The sequence below is a fragment of the Massilia violaceinigra genome (assembly GCF_002752675.1).
Taxonomy (GTDB): domain Bacteria; phylum Pseudomonadota; class Gammaproteobacteria; order Burkholderiales; family Burkholderiaceae_D; genus Telluria_A; species Telluria_A violaceinigra.
Map to the genome: position 1 here is coordinate 3,537,759 of NZ_CP024608.1, position 14,988 is coordinate 3,552,746.

16 protein-coding genes are annotated in these 14,988 nt (G+C 58.0%); 10 read left to right on the plus strand and 6 right to left on the minus strand.

Going from position 1 to position 14,988, the window contains the following annotated elements; translation table 11 throughout:
* The first annotated feature begins 45 nt into the window (after window positions 1-45).
* On the plus strand, window positions 46-423 hold the full coding sequence (locus CR152_RS35035) for a DUF6444 domain-containing protein (RefSeq protein WP_099875939.1): 378 nt from the start codon (window positions 46-48) through the stop codon (window positions 421-423).
* 129 nt (window positions 424-552) lie between these two features.
* Here the strand turns inward: CR152_RS35035 and CR152_RS15935 are convergent, their stop codons facing one another.
* Window positions 553-1,578 (minus strand): IS5 family transposase, encoded by a 1,026-nt coding sequence (locus CR152_RS15935; RefSeq protein WP_099875941.1) that lies wholly within the window; start codon window positions 1,576-1,578, stop codon window positions 553-555.
* Here CR152_RS15935 and CR152_RS15940 point away from each other — a divergent pair.
* The 8 genes from CR152_RS15940 to CR152_RS15975 all read left to right on the plus strand — a co-directional run bounded on the left by CR152_RS15940 (window position 1,577) and on the right by CR152_RS15975 (window position 7,371).
* On the plus strand, window positions 1,577-2,290 hold the full coding sequence (locus CR152_RS15940) for an IS66 family transposase (RefSeq protein WP_099875942.1): 714 nt from the start codon (window positions 1,577-1,579) through the stop codon (window positions 2,288-2,290). The two genes, CR152_RS15935 and CR152_RS15940, sit on opposite strands and share 2 nt — an antisense overlap.
* Window positions 2,251-3,431, plus strand: a protein-coding gene (locus CR152_RS15945) for an IS3 family transposase (RefSeq protein WP_208640133.1) whose coding sequence is annotated in 2 segments (ribosomal slippage) — window positions 2,251-2,500 and window positions 2,500-3,431 — 1,182 coding nt in all. Because the reading frame shifts where the segments join, the coding sequence is not laid out codon by codon here. Before CR152_RS15940 ends, CR152_RS15945 begins: the two co-directional genes overlap by 40 nt.
* A 55-nt stretch (window positions 3,432-3,486) precedes the next feature.
* Window positions 3,487-3,876 carry an IS66 family transposase gene (locus CR152_RS34670; RefSeq protein WP_099875946.1) on the plus strand — a complete coding sequence of 130 codons (390 nt, stop codon included), beginning with the start codon at window positions 3,487-3,489 and terminating at the stop codon, window positions 3,874-3,876.
* Window positions 3,877-3,919: 43 nt separating this feature from the next.
* The gene (tnpA, locus tag CR152_RS15955; protein WP_099874909.1) at window positions 3,920-4,300 is read left to right on the plus strand and encodes an IS66-like element accessory protein TnpA; all 381 of its coding nucleotides are present in this window, start codon (window positions 3,920-3,922) and stop codon (window positions 4,298-4,300) included.
* Window positions 4,297-4,644 carry an IS66 family insertion sequence element accessory protein TnpB gene (tnpB, locus tag CR152_RS15960; RefSeq protein WP_099874908.1) on the plus strand — a complete coding sequence of 116 codons (348 nt, stop codon included), beginning with the start codon at window positions 4,297-4,299 and terminating at the stop codon, window positions 4,642-4,644. The genes tnpA and tnpB overlap by 4 nt, the downstream gene beginning before the upstream one ends.
* Window positions 4,645-4,673: 29 nt before the next feature.
* Window positions 4,674-6,239 (plus strand): IS66 family transposase, encoded by a 1,566-nt coding sequence (gene tnpC, locus CR152_RS15965; protein ID WP_099874907.1) that lies wholly within the window; start codon window positions 4,674-4,676, stop codon window positions 6,237-6,239.
* A gap of 232 nt (window positions 6,240-6,471) precedes the next feature.
* Window positions 6,472-6,837: an ATP-binding protein gene (locus CR152_RS15970; protein ID WP_099875948.1), complete on the plus strand. Its 366-nt coding sequence runs from the start codon at window positions 6,472-6,474 to the stop codon at window positions 6,835-6,837.
* A gap of 141 nt (window positions 6,838-6,978) precedes the next feature.
* A complete protein-coding gene (locus CR152_RS15975) occupies window positions 6,979-7,371 on the plus strand; it encodes an ATP-binding protein (protein WP_157778528.1) in 393 nt (130 codons plus the stop codon).
* Here the strand turns inward: CR152_RS15975 and CR152_RS33845 are convergent.
* Entirely contained in the window at window positions 7,359-7,565 is a 207-nt protein-coding gene (locus CR152_RS33845) for a hypothetical protein (protein ID WP_208640098.1), read from the minus strand. The two genes, CR152_RS15975 and CR152_RS33845, sit on opposite strands and share 13 nt — an antisense overlap.
* A gap of 89 nt (window positions 7,566-7,654) precedes the next feature.
* Window positions 7,655-9,067 (minus strand): IS66 family transposase, encoded by a 1,413-nt coding sequence (gene tnpC / locus CR152_RS15985; protein ID WP_099874652.1) that lies wholly within the window; start codon window positions 9,065-9,067, stop codon window positions 7,655-7,657.
* Window positions 9,068-9,114: 47 nt separating this feature from the next.
* On the opposite strand from tnpC (CR152_RS15985), the gene CR152_RS15990 reads away from it, so the two are divergent.
* On the plus strand, window positions 9,115-9,531 hold the full coding sequence (locus tag CR152_RS15990) for an ATP-binding protein (protein WP_208640134.1): 417 nt from the start codon (window positions 9,115-9,117) through the stop codon (window positions 9,529-9,531).
* A 155-nt stretch (window positions 9,532-9,686) separates the two neighbouring features.
* Here the strand turns inward: CR152_RS15990 and CR152_RS15995 are convergent, their stop codons facing one another.
* Genes CR152_RS15995 through CR152_RS16005 form a run of 3 tightly spaced genes read right to left on the minus strand, consistent with a single transcriptional unit; the run spans window position 9,687 to window position 14,773 of the window.
* Window positions 9,687-10,526: a phosphoadenosine phosphosulfate reductase family protein gene (locus CR152_RS15995; protein ID WP_099875952.1), complete on the minus strand. Its 840-nt coding sequence runs from the start codon at window positions 10,524-10,526 to the stop codon at window positions 9,687-9,689.
* On the minus strand, window positions 10,519-13,854 hold the full coding sequence (locus CR152_RS16000) for an ATP-binding protein (protein ID WP_099875954.1): 3,336 nt from the start codon (window positions 13,852-13,854) through the stop codon (window positions 10,519-10,521). The genes CR152_RS15995 and CR152_RS16000 overlap by 8 nt, the downstream gene beginning before the upstream one ends.
* The gene (locus CR152_RS16005) at window positions 13,847-14,773 is read right to left on the minus strand and encodes a DUF4007 family protein (RefSeq protein WP_099875956.1); all 927 of its coding nucleotides are present in this window, start codon (window positions 14,771-14,773) and stop codon (window positions 13,847-13,849) included. The genes CR152_RS16000 and CR152_RS16005 overlap by 8 nt, the downstream gene beginning before the upstream one ends.
* Between the last annotated feature and the right edge of the window lie 215 nt (window positions 14,774-14,988).

Below are 14,988 nucleotides of genomic sequence, written 5' to 3' on the forward strand. Positions count from 1 at the left end.
CAGATATTTGTTGTAAACAATTCCGATCACGTTCATCATGCTCGGATGGCAACGAAACCTCCTTCTCCCGACCTGACCTGCCTGTCCCACGAACAGAAGGACATCCTCATTCTGACGTTACTGGCCCGCTTGGAGGCGCTCGAATCGAAGGTCAACAAGAACAGCAACAATTCCAGCAAGCCACCCTCGTCGGATGGACTGACCAAGAAGACCAGTTCCTTGCGCGAGTCGTCGGGCAAACTGCCCGGCGGCCAGGCTGGCCGCAAGGGCACCACACTCAAGCAGGCCTTGCAGCCGACCAGCCACACCGATCATCCGCTGCCAGAACACTGCAACCGCTGTCAGCATGCATTGCCGCTGTACGATGCCGTAGTCCAAGAACGCCGTCAGGTATTCGATGTGCCTGTCGGGCACCTCGAATAACCCGTGATTTCGCGGTTGCCTGCGAACGGGGTGTTTGAATGTGGCCCGCATTGCGCGAGCGACGTTGTTTCCCGACCTCTTTTTCAGGCTACGTTGCTCAAATTCGGCGGCCCGAACGGACCTCGGGCGTTAGAACGCCTCGATACCTGCCTCCTTCAAGTAGACGAGGCGCTGCAAGTTGTAGGCAGCGACCTTCCAGTTCAGGTGCAGCGTGGCGCGCGCCAGGCCAATGGAGCGCAACGCCTTGCCGCCCATCTGGGCCATGCCCGCGAACACGTGTTCGACGCGTGCGCGTGTCTTGGCGATGCGATGGTTGCGGCGCTGCTGGGCATCGGAAATCGGCTTGTCCTTGCTACCTTTGCGCTGGATGTGCATGCGCCAGCCCTGCTTGTTCAACCGCGCTTCGCGCTCGCCGTCGACGTAACCCTTGTCGGCCAGGATGTTGCGATTCGTGTTGGAGGGATCGAGCACCTCCTCGAAATGCGTGGTGTCATGTTCGCTGGCCGTGCTGACCTTGATCTTGCGCACCAGCTTGTAGCGTTTGTCGGCGTTGACCGAGACCTTATAGCCGAAGTAGGACTTGCCGTGTTTCTTCGTCCAGCGCGCTTGCGTATCCTTCTGACGCCGCTTGGCCGGCTTCCAGCCGGCCGGTATCGCGCCTTGCATGACCAGGGTTTTCTCTTCCTTGTTCAGCGACTGTTTCGGCGCCTGCACAATGCTCGCGTCGATCATCTGCCCGCCGCGCGCAATGTAGCCGTGCTGGGACAGTTGGCGATTGACCGCATCGAATACGCTCTCGCTGGCGCCGGCCTGGATCAAGCGCTCCTTGAAAGTCCAGATCGTCGTCCGATCCGGGATCTGACTACTCGCGCGCAAGCCGGCAAAGCGCTGGAAGCTCAAGCGATCGAGCAGCTGGAATTCCATCTGCTCATCGCTCAAGTTGAACAGCTGTTGGATCAACAGTACGCGCACCATCAATTCGGTGGGGAAAGGCGGACGGCCGCCGCGCTCGCGGCTAGGGCGTGGTGCCGCAAGGTCGACCTCGGCAGCCAGGGCGGCGAAGTCGACATGCCGCTCCATCACCACCAGTGCATCGCCGAGCTTGTTCAGCTTGGCTTCGCGCTCTTGGTCAGCAAACAGACTGGTCTTGATCATGAAAAATTACGTCAGAGTCGAGGCACCGATATCATGCCAGATTCACGAGGGTTTTTCGAGGTGCCCTGTCGTTGCGTTCGACATCGTGGAACACCGCACGCTATCCGTGCGCTGCCAGTGTGGACAACTGCACAGCAGCGCATTCCCGGCTAACGTGACCGAGCCGGTGCAATACGGCCCCAACGTGCGCGCGTTGGCGGTCCACCTCACGCAGGGCCAGATGCTACCGTTTGCTCGCGCCGCCGAGCTGATTCGTGACGTGTATGGTCTCGCTATTTCACCCGGCACGCTGGTGGCCTGGGTAGGCGAAGCGCGCCTTGCATTGCAAGGCACGGCAGATCTGATCGCGCAGTATTTGCGCGACGCCGCGCTGGTCAACGCCGATGAATCAGGCCTGCGTGTGGCTGGTCAACTGCACTGGCTTCATATCGCGGCCAACGACACGCTTACTTGGTACGGCTTGCACGCCAAGCGTGGCATGGAGGCGATCACCGCGCATGCCATCTTGCCCCATCGCTCGGGCGTACTGGTGCACGACTGCTGGTCGCCGTACTGGAAACTGGACGATGCCACACACGCCTTGTGCAACGCGCATTTGCTGCGCGAACTGCTGTGGTCTAATTTGCCCGGACACCTCAATAGGTGGAAAATCCACCATCTGAGGAGTAATACATGGCAACAAGAAAACGGAAGACATTCGATCCCAGCCTGAAGCTGGAAGTGGTTCGAATGATCAAAGAGCAGGGACAGAGCATTCAGAACGTCAGCGAGAGCATGAGCATCGGCCAGACCGCGATTCGCCGCTGGCTGACCCAGTACGGTGCTGAGCAGAGCGGCCAGCCGGGCATCGGCAAGCCACTCACTGCCGAGCAGCAGAGGATCCGGCAATTGGAGGCGGAAAATCTGCAGCTGAGACAGGATGTGACTATCTTAAAAAAGGCCTCGGCCTTCTTTGCCCGCGAAATGAAATGATGCATCAGCTCATTGTTCAACTGCAAAAGGAGGCCATTCCGGTTCAGAGCAGCTGCCGCATCCTCGACGTCAGCCGGTCCGGTTTTTACGCGTCGCAGCGCCGCTCCATCAAGCCAGTTGTCTGCAAGGAAACCGTGCACCTGAAGGCTTTGTTCATGGCAAGCCATCAGAGCTACGGCAGCCGTCGGTTGGTCACGGCCATGGCTGGCGAAGGCTTCCAAATCGGGCGCTACAAGGTGCGCAGTTTGATGCGTAAGGCGGCCTTGAAGCCCGTCTGGAAGCGAAAATTCGTTCACACGACAGACAGCAAGCACGACTTGCCTATTGCCGCCAATGTGCTCAATCGGCAGTTCAATCCAACGGCCCCAAATCTGGCATACGTCAGCGATATCACGTACATTCGCACCGGCGCAGGATGGTTGTACCTGGCCACAGTCCTGGACTTGTACGCGCGCAAGGTGGTCGGCTGGGCCATGGCACCGAGCATGCCTGCTAAGCTGGTCTGCGACGCATTGAACATGGCCATTCAACAGCGGCAACCGGCACCGGGACTCGTCGTCCATTCGGACCGAGGCAGCCAGTACGCGAGCGAGCTTTACCAGGATCTGCTGGCACAACACGGCTTCGTTTGCAGCATGAGTCGTAAGGGAAATTGTTGGGACAACGCCGTTGCAGAGCGCTTCTTCTTGAACCTCAAGATGGAGCGTGTCTGGCAGCGCCAATATGCCAATCATGCCGAGGCCAAGGCCGACATCACCGACTACATCGTCGGCTTTTACAACTGCAAACGCATCAATTCAGCATTGGGCAATCTGTCGCCCGCCGTCTACGAACGGAAAATGGCAGTACGCGAACCTATCGTTGTGTCCGAAATAACTTGACCACAGCAAACTGCTGTACGTGAAGGAACTCACGGGACATCAGTGGCCCCAGACGATGACGGATTTCCTGCTCAGCGCCAATCAGCTATGTTGGGCTGCACGGCGCTCCGGAAAGCGCTTCAGCGAAACCGACATCGCTGCATTCACGACACTTTATGACGCCATCGTCGTTGAAGGGGAAGCACTGCATCCCGAGATCGAACTTCCCATCTGGAAGGGCGGCCGCGCCAAGCAATCGGTCGCCTGCAATCTACTCCGGCGCTTCCGCAAACATGCTGACGCCGTCCTGTTGTTCATTCGCGATCTCGCCGTACCGTTCACCAACAACGTGGCCGAACGGGCCGTGCGCATGCCCAAGGTAAAACAGAAGGTTTCGGGCTGCTTCCGCACCGTCGTAAGCGTCTTCCCACTGACGTCTTTACCGCCTGATCCGTCAGCGCCATGATTGAAGGCGGGGTACAAATTCAATTGTGCCCACAATTTCGATTATGGACACAAAAATTCAATCACTCACCACACCTCGCAAGCGCGGTCCCTACAGACAGCACAGCACGGAATTCAAGCGAGAAGTCGTCGCCAGATCTCTTGTCGCGGGCACGTCGGTGTCGCGCCTGGCTCGAGAGTTCAACATCAATGCCAACCAGGTCTTCACCTGGCGCAGACAATTCGCCGACCTGCACGGCGCGGTGAACGCGGCACCGGCCGCGCTGATGCCGGTCACCGTTCTGGATTCGCCAGACGTGGCTGCCAAGCCTGCACTACCGGCTTCGGGCGTCATGCTGCTGACGGTGGGCCGTGCGCAGCTGCGGCTCGAAGGTGGCGTTGATGCGGTGGCGCTGGCCCAAGTGCTGGCGCGCCTGCTGCCATGATCGGGCTGCCCGCAGGCACGCGCATCTGGCTTGCAGCCGGCATCACCGACATGCGCGCCGGTATGAACGGCCTGGCGGCAAAGGTGGACAGTGCGCTTAAGGAGAATCCGTACAGCGGCCACGTGTTCGTGTTCCGTGGCCGGCGCGGCGACATGATCAAAGTGCTGTGGTGGACCGGCGATGGCCTGTGCCTGCTGGCCAAGCGGCTTGAGAAAGGCCGTTTCGTCTGGCCGCAAGCGAGCAGTGGCAGCGTCACGCTAAGCCAGGCGCAGCTGTCGATGCTGCTGGAGGGAATTGACTGGCGGCGCCCGGAACGGACGTGGCAGCCAACGTTGGCCTTGTAAACATGAAACGGGTCGCGTAAACTCGGCACATGCTCAACACCGCCGACCTGCCCAACGACATCGAAGCCTTGAAGGCTTTGCTGTTGGCACGCGATGAATTGCTGTTGGCCCGCGATGAGCAGATCCTGGGCCTGGAAGCGCAGCTGAACACGCGGGCCGCAGAGATCGAACATCTGAAACTGATGATTGCCAAACTGCGGCGCATGCAGTTCGGCCGCAAGTCGGAAAAGCTCGACCGCCAGATTGAGCAGCTCGAATTGCAACTGGAAGACCTGCAGGCAGACGAGGCCGAAGCAGAGCGGCAAATGCCCGAAGCGGATCGGGCGCCGCGCAGGAAATCGGTGCGCAGGCCGCTGCCCGAGCACCTGCCGCGCGATGAAAAGGTCTATCCGCCCGGCGCCAACGCGTGCCCGGCCTGCGGAGGTGGCTTGCGCCACCTGGGCGAAGACGTGGCTGAACAACTGGAATATGTGCCGGCGAGCTTGCGCGTGATCCGCCATGTGCGTCCAAAGCTGGCATGCAGCTGCTGCGACGCCATCGTGCAGGCGCCGGCGCCGAGCCGGCCGATCGAGCGGGGCATTGCCGGGCCGGGCTTGCTGGCGCACGTGCTGGTGGCCAAGTTCGCCGACCATCTGCCGCTGTACCGGCAGGCAGTCATGTATGCACGCGACGGTGTCGATCTGGATCGCGCTTTGCTCGCCAGCTGGGTCGGTGCTGCCAGCGCGCTGTTGCGCCCCTTGGTCGACGCGATCCGGCGCCATGTGCTCGCCGGTGCCAAGCTGCACGCGGACGACACCCCGATTCCGGTGCTGGCACCAGGCAATGGGAAGACAAAGACGGCGCGTCTGTGGACCTACGTGCGTGACGACAGGCCGAGCGGCGACACCACGCCACCGGCCGTGTGGTTTGCCTATACGCCCGACCGCAAAGGCATCCATCCGCAAACCCACCTTGCCAGCTATAAGGGCGTGCTCCAGGCCGATGCCTACACAGGCTTCAACGCGCTTTACGAGGACGGCACGATCCAGGAGGCAGCCTGCTGGGCGCATGCGCGCCGCAAATTCTACGACTTACATGAAGCCAGACCCTCTGCACTGACGAGCGAAGCCTTGGGCCGCATCGGTGAGCTGTACGCGATCGAAGCGAAGATCCGCGGCAAGCCCCCGAACGAGCGACGCCAGGCACGACAAGCCAAGGCCAAACCGCTGATTGACGATCTGGAGCGATGGTTGCGAGGCATGCTTGAAAAACTCTCACGCAAGTCCGATACGTCGGCGGCGATTCTGTACGCCCTCAATCTGTGGCCGGCGCTGGCGCGCTATTGCGATGACGGCCTGATCGAGATCGACAACTCCGCCGCAGAACGCGCTCTGCGCGGGGTTGCCATCGGTCGCCGTAACTATCTGTTTGCCGGCGCCGACACGGGCGGCGAACGCGCTGCCGCCATCTACTCGCTGATCGGGACGGCCAAGCTCAACGGTGTCGACCCCGAAGCCTGGTTGCGCCATGTGCTAGCCCACATCGCCGATCATCCCGTCAACCGTGTTGACGAGTTTCTGCCCTGGCATTGCGCCGGGCAGTTGGCACCTGCCTAACAACACGCCGCTTCCCAGCGGTGTGACGCTATCATCAAGCAATTCGACAGCTGGCTCAAGACGGCGCTGGGCCGACGCTTACGCACCGTCGAAGGCGCCGACAATTTCTGTGTCATTCGCTCCTGCCTTGATACGCTGCGCAAGCAGGGTCACGGTATGCTGGAAGTGCTACAGCGAGCATTCGCCGGTAATCCCATCCAGCCAACTGCATAGGCGCTGAACAGTCACGACAATTGCAGCATTTGCGAATACGAGCGGTGGCGAAATTTACATTGGAATCGAGGAAATGGTCGATTTGAACCGGAAGTATCGTCTCTGGCGGGGCTTCGAGGATCAGGAGGCCGCTAATCCGGTTTTCCAAGTTTTGGAGCAAATGAATCCACTTGGGAATAATTACGTCGCAGAATTCCTTCGATTCCCTGACGCCCCCGGAATCGTTTTACATTTAACGATTTTCAAGACTAAGGATATGGTTGCTGCGTCAGACGGGCGGTGCTATGTGCGTCGAAATGCACAGAGCCTGCCGGTTTCTGGAGATGACGCGCTGGAACGATTGAGGTATGACAAGGGTATAAAGTCGTTCGAAGACGAATTATGACATATCGATTCAGACGAAATAACCAACTCTGCTACTGTGCTGTCATTCCTCTTAGACGTCGTGCCGTCAGGAGAACCAGGAGCTTGGCTGAGTAAACAGCGTGTTCTTATTGACGGCCGGCCTACTGTCGGAGGCATACTTTTGTTTTCGGATTGCCCACAGGCGATTCTAGCCAAGCGATCGGCAGTGAAGGTGTTGAGATATCAGACAAAACAAGACGCGGAACGTGACTATCTTGTTTTTGATCCGATAACTATCGAGGGACCCGTTTATTCCTTAATTTACGAAACCGTCGAAAAAGTTAAGGAAATTATAGAAGGCATTGAGAAGTTGGGACCAAGTGGCCTCCAAAAAATTGAATACCCTGAGGAAGCGTTACACGAAATTTTGACAAATGCTGTGTTGCACCGAGACTACAATGTTCAAGCGGATGTTCAGGTTAGGATATTCGATAATCGAGTTGAGATTGAAAGCCCTGGCCGCCTTCCGGGTCATGTGACACTTAAAAATATCGTAACTATTCAGCCTGAATGACCAAAGCAATCCGCGTCATTCGCATCGGTGAAAGCGATGTCGCCTTGTTCGGCCGCCGCTGTGCATTCCCATAGCCCGTCTTGATGCAGCGCGATCGAATCGGCATTTCGCAAGTAGAACTCATCGGGACCCAGGCCGTCCATCAGGACCGGACGACGCACCCGTTTTTGTTTTCCGTTGATGAAGATTGTCATGAACTGCGCCTTCTCCCTTTTCTGGGCGGAGGTCAGTTTGCGCTTCGGTTTGACCATGGTATTGAATGCGATTGTTAACTGTTCGGCCGCTACGCAGCTGGCATGATCGGATCGCCAGCAAATGCCCGACGCAGCACTTCCAACATGCTGTGTCCCTGCTTGCGTAGCGTGTCGAGGCAGGAGCGGATGGTGCAGAAGTTGGCGGCGCCGGTAACGGTGCGGAAGCAGCCCGATATTTTCTGTTTGACCTTGGGCATGCGCACGGCCCGTTCAGCAATATTGTTGGAGAACGGGACGGTGGGGTCGGCGATGAAGCGCAAGATGGCGTCGGCGTGCAGTCGGAAGCGGCGCAGCAAATTGTGGGCGTCGGACTGTTTGCAGCGACCACGTTTTCCGTCGGGCTTGAGTTTGAGAGGGTTCAATTGTTCGCCTGCGCGCACGATATCGTTGTAGACGGTGGTGAAGGCGGCGATGGCATCGGCGTCAAATGGCCGGCCTTGCTGGCGCGCCGCCGCGCTCAGTCTATGAGCGTTGAGCAGCAGTTCCGTCATGGCGGCCGGCCAGTCCTGGCCGGTCACCTCTTGCGCATAAACCAGTTCTCGAAGGAGATGAGCATTGCACAAGGCGTGCAGGCCATCGTCGAGTTTCCAGTAGGGAGCCCAGCAGTCGTGCACCAGGACGCCGAGGCGTTTGGGCAGAATGCCATGCGCGACGATAGCCTCCAGGCCGCGCTTTGCGTGCATGCCGTACCAGGTGAGATCCGCAGTGGCCGCTACATGCATCCAGTGCAGCTTGCCGTCCACACGCAGGCCGGATTCGTCGGCGCACAGCACTGGCGCGTGGTGCAACTGCCGTGCGATCAGGTCGGCTGTGCCTTGCAAAGCCACGCTGGCATCGCCAACCCATGCGTGCAGCGTTGCCGGCGATACCGATAAGCCCGTCATCTCGCAAATCAACTCGGCGGCGCGGGCATATGGCAGCATCTGTCCTTGGGTCAGATGCACGCCCAGTGCGCGCACATTCGGACCGTATTGCGCCACTTCGCTGACTGCGGCGGGAAAAGCGCTGTCGTGCCGCTGGCCGCAGGCGCATACGACCGTGTAGACGCGGTGTTCGATCACCTCGAAGCTCATCGCCGGCACATCGAATACCTGACGGCTGTCCAGCATTTTTGCCTGCTCCAGGGGCAACGCACTGTGGCAGCGGTCGCAGTGCGACGGCGGCGGATGATCCTCCGTTCCGGTGGGCTCGGCCACCCTCTTGAGCGTGCTGCCTTTATGGCCAGGTTGGCCTCCAACCGCCTTGCCAGACTTGCCGCGCAACGAGCTAGTCTTCGGCTTTCTCGCTAGGCCATCCGACGATGGCGGTTTGCTCGAATTCTCGCTGGTCATGCCCAGTTTCGCTTCGACCGCGTCCAGGCGCGCAAACAAGGCGTCGATGAGCCGGTCCTTATCGGTATCGGACAGGTGCGTGAGGTCGGGACGAGGCGGTTTCGGTGGCATGACAACATGATGCGGCAATTGCACATAGTTTACAACCGCTGATTGCTTTGGTCATTCAGGCTGAACAGTTACAAAATATCATCCAGACCCAGTTTGCCAGAAATCCGAAGATTGTTCGACTCATCAATAAATTCAAGAACCCTCCGAACAAAGATGTGGGAGAGGGGCTGAATACTGCATTTGAAGCGATGGGGAAATTGCGACTCAAAAAACCATTAATTGACGAAACGGATAGTTCGGTTATTGTCACTCTGCGGCACGAGAGTCTTGGATCACCTGAGCAGATTGTTATGGAATATTTAAGTCGGGAGGCAGAAATAACCAATACAATCGCTCGCGAAATAACCGGTATAAAATCCGAAAGTTCAATGAAGATGGTTTTTTACCGCCTCCGGGAGTCCGGACAAATAGAACAAACTCCGAAGATCCAAGGGCGGAGGCCGTCGTGGCAAAGGCGGCAATAATGGACCTGAGGTTAGTGTAGCGGCGGTCAATCTATGAGGTCTCGCGTGACTAACCCGAACGAATGTTGGGGTTACACCGCTGCTTAGACCTGAATCATCGAGGGGATCATCAGGACCACCAACATTATCAGCAACAATCTTTGGGTTCGGTTCTCTTACTTGTGGCAGACGACGCATGCGCCGTTGCCTTCATCGTCCCCGTAGATGTCGTCGATGTCGTCGATCTTATCGGCTGGACGTAGTGGATTTATCGGCCTGCTTGCTAGGTCACGTTGCTTCCGGCGGTCGAAGTCGTTCACAATTTGGATGACCCGTGCAGGCTTTTCCAATTCTTCCAGTGGCTCGCCCTGTGTCCAGGTGAACGGAGACCCGTGTTCGAGCGCGTTTTTCTCGTATTGTTTGGCCTCCTCGAATCGGTCCGGATGCCGCTCTTTGAGTCGCACCCATTCAATCTTTTGTTGGAAGAAACAGAAGGTGCACCCGCTGCGTGAACGCCAGTCGTAATATTTCGGGATGCCGACGCCCGACGATTCGAGGATATCCATCACCGCCTTCTTGTCGATCCCAGCTTCGCGAAATGGAAGGCGAACTTTCAAGTTTTCGTGTTTCGATGTGTAGCCTTCGCGATACTCCTCATCGGCGCGAATCGCAACGTAAGAAGTGACCGTGTCGCCGGCGGCCAGCATCGGCTTTATCCACTGCTCGAACGGTGCAAGCTTCAACTGCCTGGTGCACCAACGTGTCTGAGCGGAAGGGAGGAAATGCTTGTATTCTCGCAGCCAGAAATCGAAGTCGCGGCGGGGATTCAACTTGGCGATGGGCTGCCCTAGAAACCCTTCTAGGCGCCCTAGGAACTCATAAACCTCAGGCAACTCCTTGCCGGTGTCGGTAAAGAAGTATTCGACTTCCAGTTCAGGATAGTTTTGGCGAACGAAGACGGCAAGGGCGGCGCTGTCCTTTCCGCCCGATATTCCGAGAACATGCTTTTCAGCCATGAGACTTCTCCATTCTCGCGTCGTCTGCAAGGGTTAAACGCATGCCGGCTTTGGCCAAGGCAGCGAGCAATATTTCGGTGCTATGGCCCTCGGCCATCAGGGTGGACGCTAGCTTTTCAGCCATCGACTCGACTGCGTCGCGGTGCCGATCGGGGATTGAAAACGAGCGTGAGACCGTGCGTGTTTCAGCGCCGGCTCCGATGACGACGGCGAAGGCTTCACTCGTCGGGACCCGACCTTTTACCGACGCGAATGCCTCGGCCTGCCTAAATCGAAGCGCCGCTTGGGCGATGTCCAAAAGGGCGTGGTCGATATCGCGATCGTTCCAGTCGCGCGCAGGCTTGTTGGCTGCGAGGCTCAGAATTCCTTCGATGCTTTCCTTGCTTCCATCATACTTAGCCAACCGAGTCGCAAAAGCGTCCTGACGCAGATCGCCGGTCACTCCGGTCAGCACCTCGGCCCGAGCGCGCAGACGATCCAGTCGGTCTCCCGGCGCATCGAGCGCTTCGAGCATCGTTGCTTGTATGCTTGCTAGCAATTTATCGTAGGCTTGCGCGATTTCCGCAATGGGACTTCTAAGCGATTCGACATACGATTCGCCCCCATCTTTTTCGAGCAGCGCCGCCAGATCGATAAATAGGACCTTGTGGGGATCGTTCGCCTTGAGCAGCGTGTCGCGCACTTTCCTGGCGATATCGCTAATCGTGTGGGTGCGCTGGCTCCATGCTGGCAAGCCAAGGACCAAGGCAACGAGGCCACGCGCAGCTTCCAGCGGGTCCCGTGTGGTCGCAGCAGCCCCGACTTCGACAAGAATGTTCGAGATGCCTTCTAAAATTCCTGCCTTCTCTTGATCGATCAGAATCCAGCGAACGGAAAAGCGGGACGCATCTTGAAGATATTCGTCGATATCCGCATCGGTCACGCGCGGAATGAACATCCCGTCCTTATACAAGGCAAGATTGCCCTTGTGGGTGAGCAGGAATGCGGTGAACATAACGGGCATGACCCCCTTGCGCAATCCGTAGGGAGCACTCGCCCATAGGGCATGCAGCTCCGGGACCTTTACCCTTGCGTTGGAGTTCTCGAAGAGTTCGCGAGTCGCGTTCCACAGGGGTGCAAAAGTCGGGGCGGACTGCTCGTCCGGCGGCAGGAATCGAACAACCCCGTTCGCATCCGGGCGATGCAGGCCCGTAATTCGAAGCAAGGTTTCGTATAGGCCGCGTTCGGCTGGGTAGCCTTCAATGCCGAGGTTTACTTTCTCTTCGTGATCGAGCATGCGGTAGAGGAGATCGCGGCGGCCTTTTACGCTGTTGCTCGAGGGGCTGTCGCGATTCAATAGCTCGCTCCACAATTCCGGAGCTGACGGGTAGACGGCATCCGCCAAATTCGACGCGATTGGAGACAGGCGCCCCTTTGTCTCAAGCTCATTTTCGCCAGCAATCCATCGTGCATTGGTCACGGCCTCGCGAAGCTGTTCTTCTACCTGGGCCCGAATGGATGAGATCCGCGCATAAACTTCGCGTCGGGCGACAGGGTCGCCGTTGAGCTCGTGGCGCGATTGGACGACTTGAAGCGCGAGAAGCTCGGACCCAAGATCTTCAATCTTCGCATGGTTACGCGGTATGCCAATGACGACGGGCCATGGCCTCATTCTTGAGTGCTCATGGCACAGACGCAGCACCGCCTTGTTGTTCGTGATTGATCCCGGCAGCGCCAGTAGAAATAATCCGAATTCGCCTGCCTCAGGCTTGAACTTCGAGGCGATGCGTTGGATATCTTCCACGCGGCAAAGGGCCATGTTCATCCACCGCATCGTGCCTGTCTCGTGATAGTGACGCTTGGCTATCACAGGGTAGAGATTCGTGAGACTTGAAAGCAACGAGAAGTCGACGCCGGACATGCCCGCCCTGGCTTCCGAAATAGCGTTGTCGATGTCGAAATCGCTGCCCTCGAAAACGGACCAGGCGCCGATGTGCTTCTTGAACAGAATCACCCGCCAAGCCGACAGCTGCTCCACGGCTGACTTTACCTGCTCCAGCGTATGGTCGTAGAAAAGTGATTTGAGGACGCTCAGCTCTGCCGCCAGCCCAGACCCGTTGCGGAACAGGTCGACGACTGCGATATTCTTGATTAGCTCTACGTGCAACGGATCGGTAGTCTTCGCCTCGGTGCGTTCGACGGCGTCCACCGCCTGAGCCCAGCGGTGCCCATCCGGCGACGAGAGGATCGCCGGCTCCAAATTCGCGCGAAGGTAATCCCAATAGTCATTGGGGCGATACCAAGACGACTGGACCTTTGGCGTTTCCAAATACGAGCGAAATCCAAACGGCTCGACGGATGCCAGGAAACTAAACGTGCTGCGCTCGTTTTGCCCAAATTGCCGTTTCGAGATTGGGCCTAGAAGCGCGGCCATGGCGGGGTGCAGCGGCCAGCATGCCGCCAAGCTGTTGGCGAAGCCTTCTCCAACTGCCGGGCGTTGCGCGCGGATCGAAGCTGCGATCTCAGTGGACGCAGGCATCATCCATTCGGGCGTAATTGTCGATTGAATCGCGCGGCCGATCAGCTCCACAACCTCGTCGCTCGCGGCCACAAGCGGAATGTCCGAATACCGTCCCTGGACCTTGACCCAGTCGTCGCGCGAGCCAATTCCGAGGCGCGTCGCGTATTGGCTAAAGGACTGATGCAGGATGCCGACGATGACAATCTTTCCCGAGCTCCGCGCCGCGACCTCTGCGAGTTCTTGGAAAAAATAGACGTCGTCTCCCATGCCTAAGGCAGCGGCTTCGAGGAACTTGCCCATTTCATCGATGATGATCAAAACGCCGTCGTTGGTTTTGGCCTCAGCCGCGGCGCAAATATCTGCTATCAGGGCTGCCGAATTTGTTTTTCGGGCCTCGTTTCCTAGCCCTTGCGCTCGACGCAGGCCTTTTGAAAGCTCGGCCACGACGCTACCGCGTTTGCCGACGATGGGAATCGTAAGCCATCCCTTGGCGCAGGGCAGGGCTTGATCGAAAGATGGAATATTCTGCAGATGCAAAATCTCGCGCGCCTTCGCGCGCAAACTCTTGTCGGCACCAAGCGCGCTAGCAAACGCAACGGCGAGAGACGATTTTCCGCCGCCGAATGGACCCGTCCAGGTGAATAGCCGTTGATTGCCGTCCACCATTTGCTTCGTCATGCTGCTCAAGACACCCGTCGCCGTTCCGTGACAGATGTAGCCATCGAGAGCGTCCGCGCGACCAAGATCCATGTCGATGCGAATCGAACGTTGGTAGTGGCGCGAAACCTGGACAATTTCCGAGAGTTTGGCGCTTTTTTTGTTAGGCATAGGCTTTCTCGATCATTCGTTCGCTAAGATTCTTGGTTTTGGCGTTGTCCCGATGAACTTGTTTAAGCCCGGCCGTGTCGGTCCACGTTAGCGCGCCGCGGGTGAGGTTTTCCAATCCCTGAAGGCGCTCGGCAATGGAGTCCTCGTCGAGCTTGAACACGCGTCCCGGCGAGCCTTCGTTGAAAGCGATCTGTTCGAACGCGAGCGAGCTCAGGCCCGGCGCAGCCGAGTCCCAAAAATCCAAAAGTGCGTATGCGAACATGCCGTCATGGAGCGTGGCCTTCGGGCCTCGGCGAAAGGCGAAATGACCCTTGCGCTCTTCGGAGATGAGCCCAAGTTCGCCAAGCATCGGTTCTGCATATTCTTCGGGCGAGCCGCCTGCGGATCGTGGAGCATAGCCGCGCAGGCATGTGTCTATGTCGCGAGACAAAGTCGCCGGAGCTAGTTTTCGATTGGAGTCCAAGCCACGCGCATATTCCGTCAACGCGGCTTCGAGTTCTTCGCGCGAGAACATTGGCGTGGTCACATTGTTGAAGAGCCACTTCCAAGTGGTCGATCGGTGCCCTTTGCCCGCGAGCCACCAATGCGCATACCATGCCGTGGTAGGGTTCTCCGAGTAGGGGTCCAAGCCGCCGTCGCTCAATATGGCGTTCGCAGCCTCAGTGACTCTATAGGCGCCGGGAGGCGCGCCTTCGTCAGTCATCACATTGCAGGCCAAGGCCCAATGGCGAATGGCGCCGACCATGTTCTTGCCAACGCCAAACTCGGCAATCGCATTGTCATCGGTGAATGTGGACTTCAAAATGATTCCACCAGATTTCGCTTGGTCGTAGGCCTTCTTTAGCCACATTTGACGAAGCGGAAACGTCTCGTGCCCCGAGAAGTGCGCCGGGGCGTTTTCTGATGTGATTTTTTTCATGCGTCGAATTATAACTGGAGACCTTCGCCAGTGGGCCAAAACAGTGGCTAGGCGGCAAGTGCAGACGTCTGCACACCCGACGAGTCGTCACTGTATAAATATACAGTATTTCTGGCTAGTGGCTCGCTCAACGCGAGACGGGCGGATAAATTGCCACGTGTTTTCAGCGGCAGGGGGGCGGGGCGATTCGGAGCGCCGTTTTCGCCTGGCGGAGG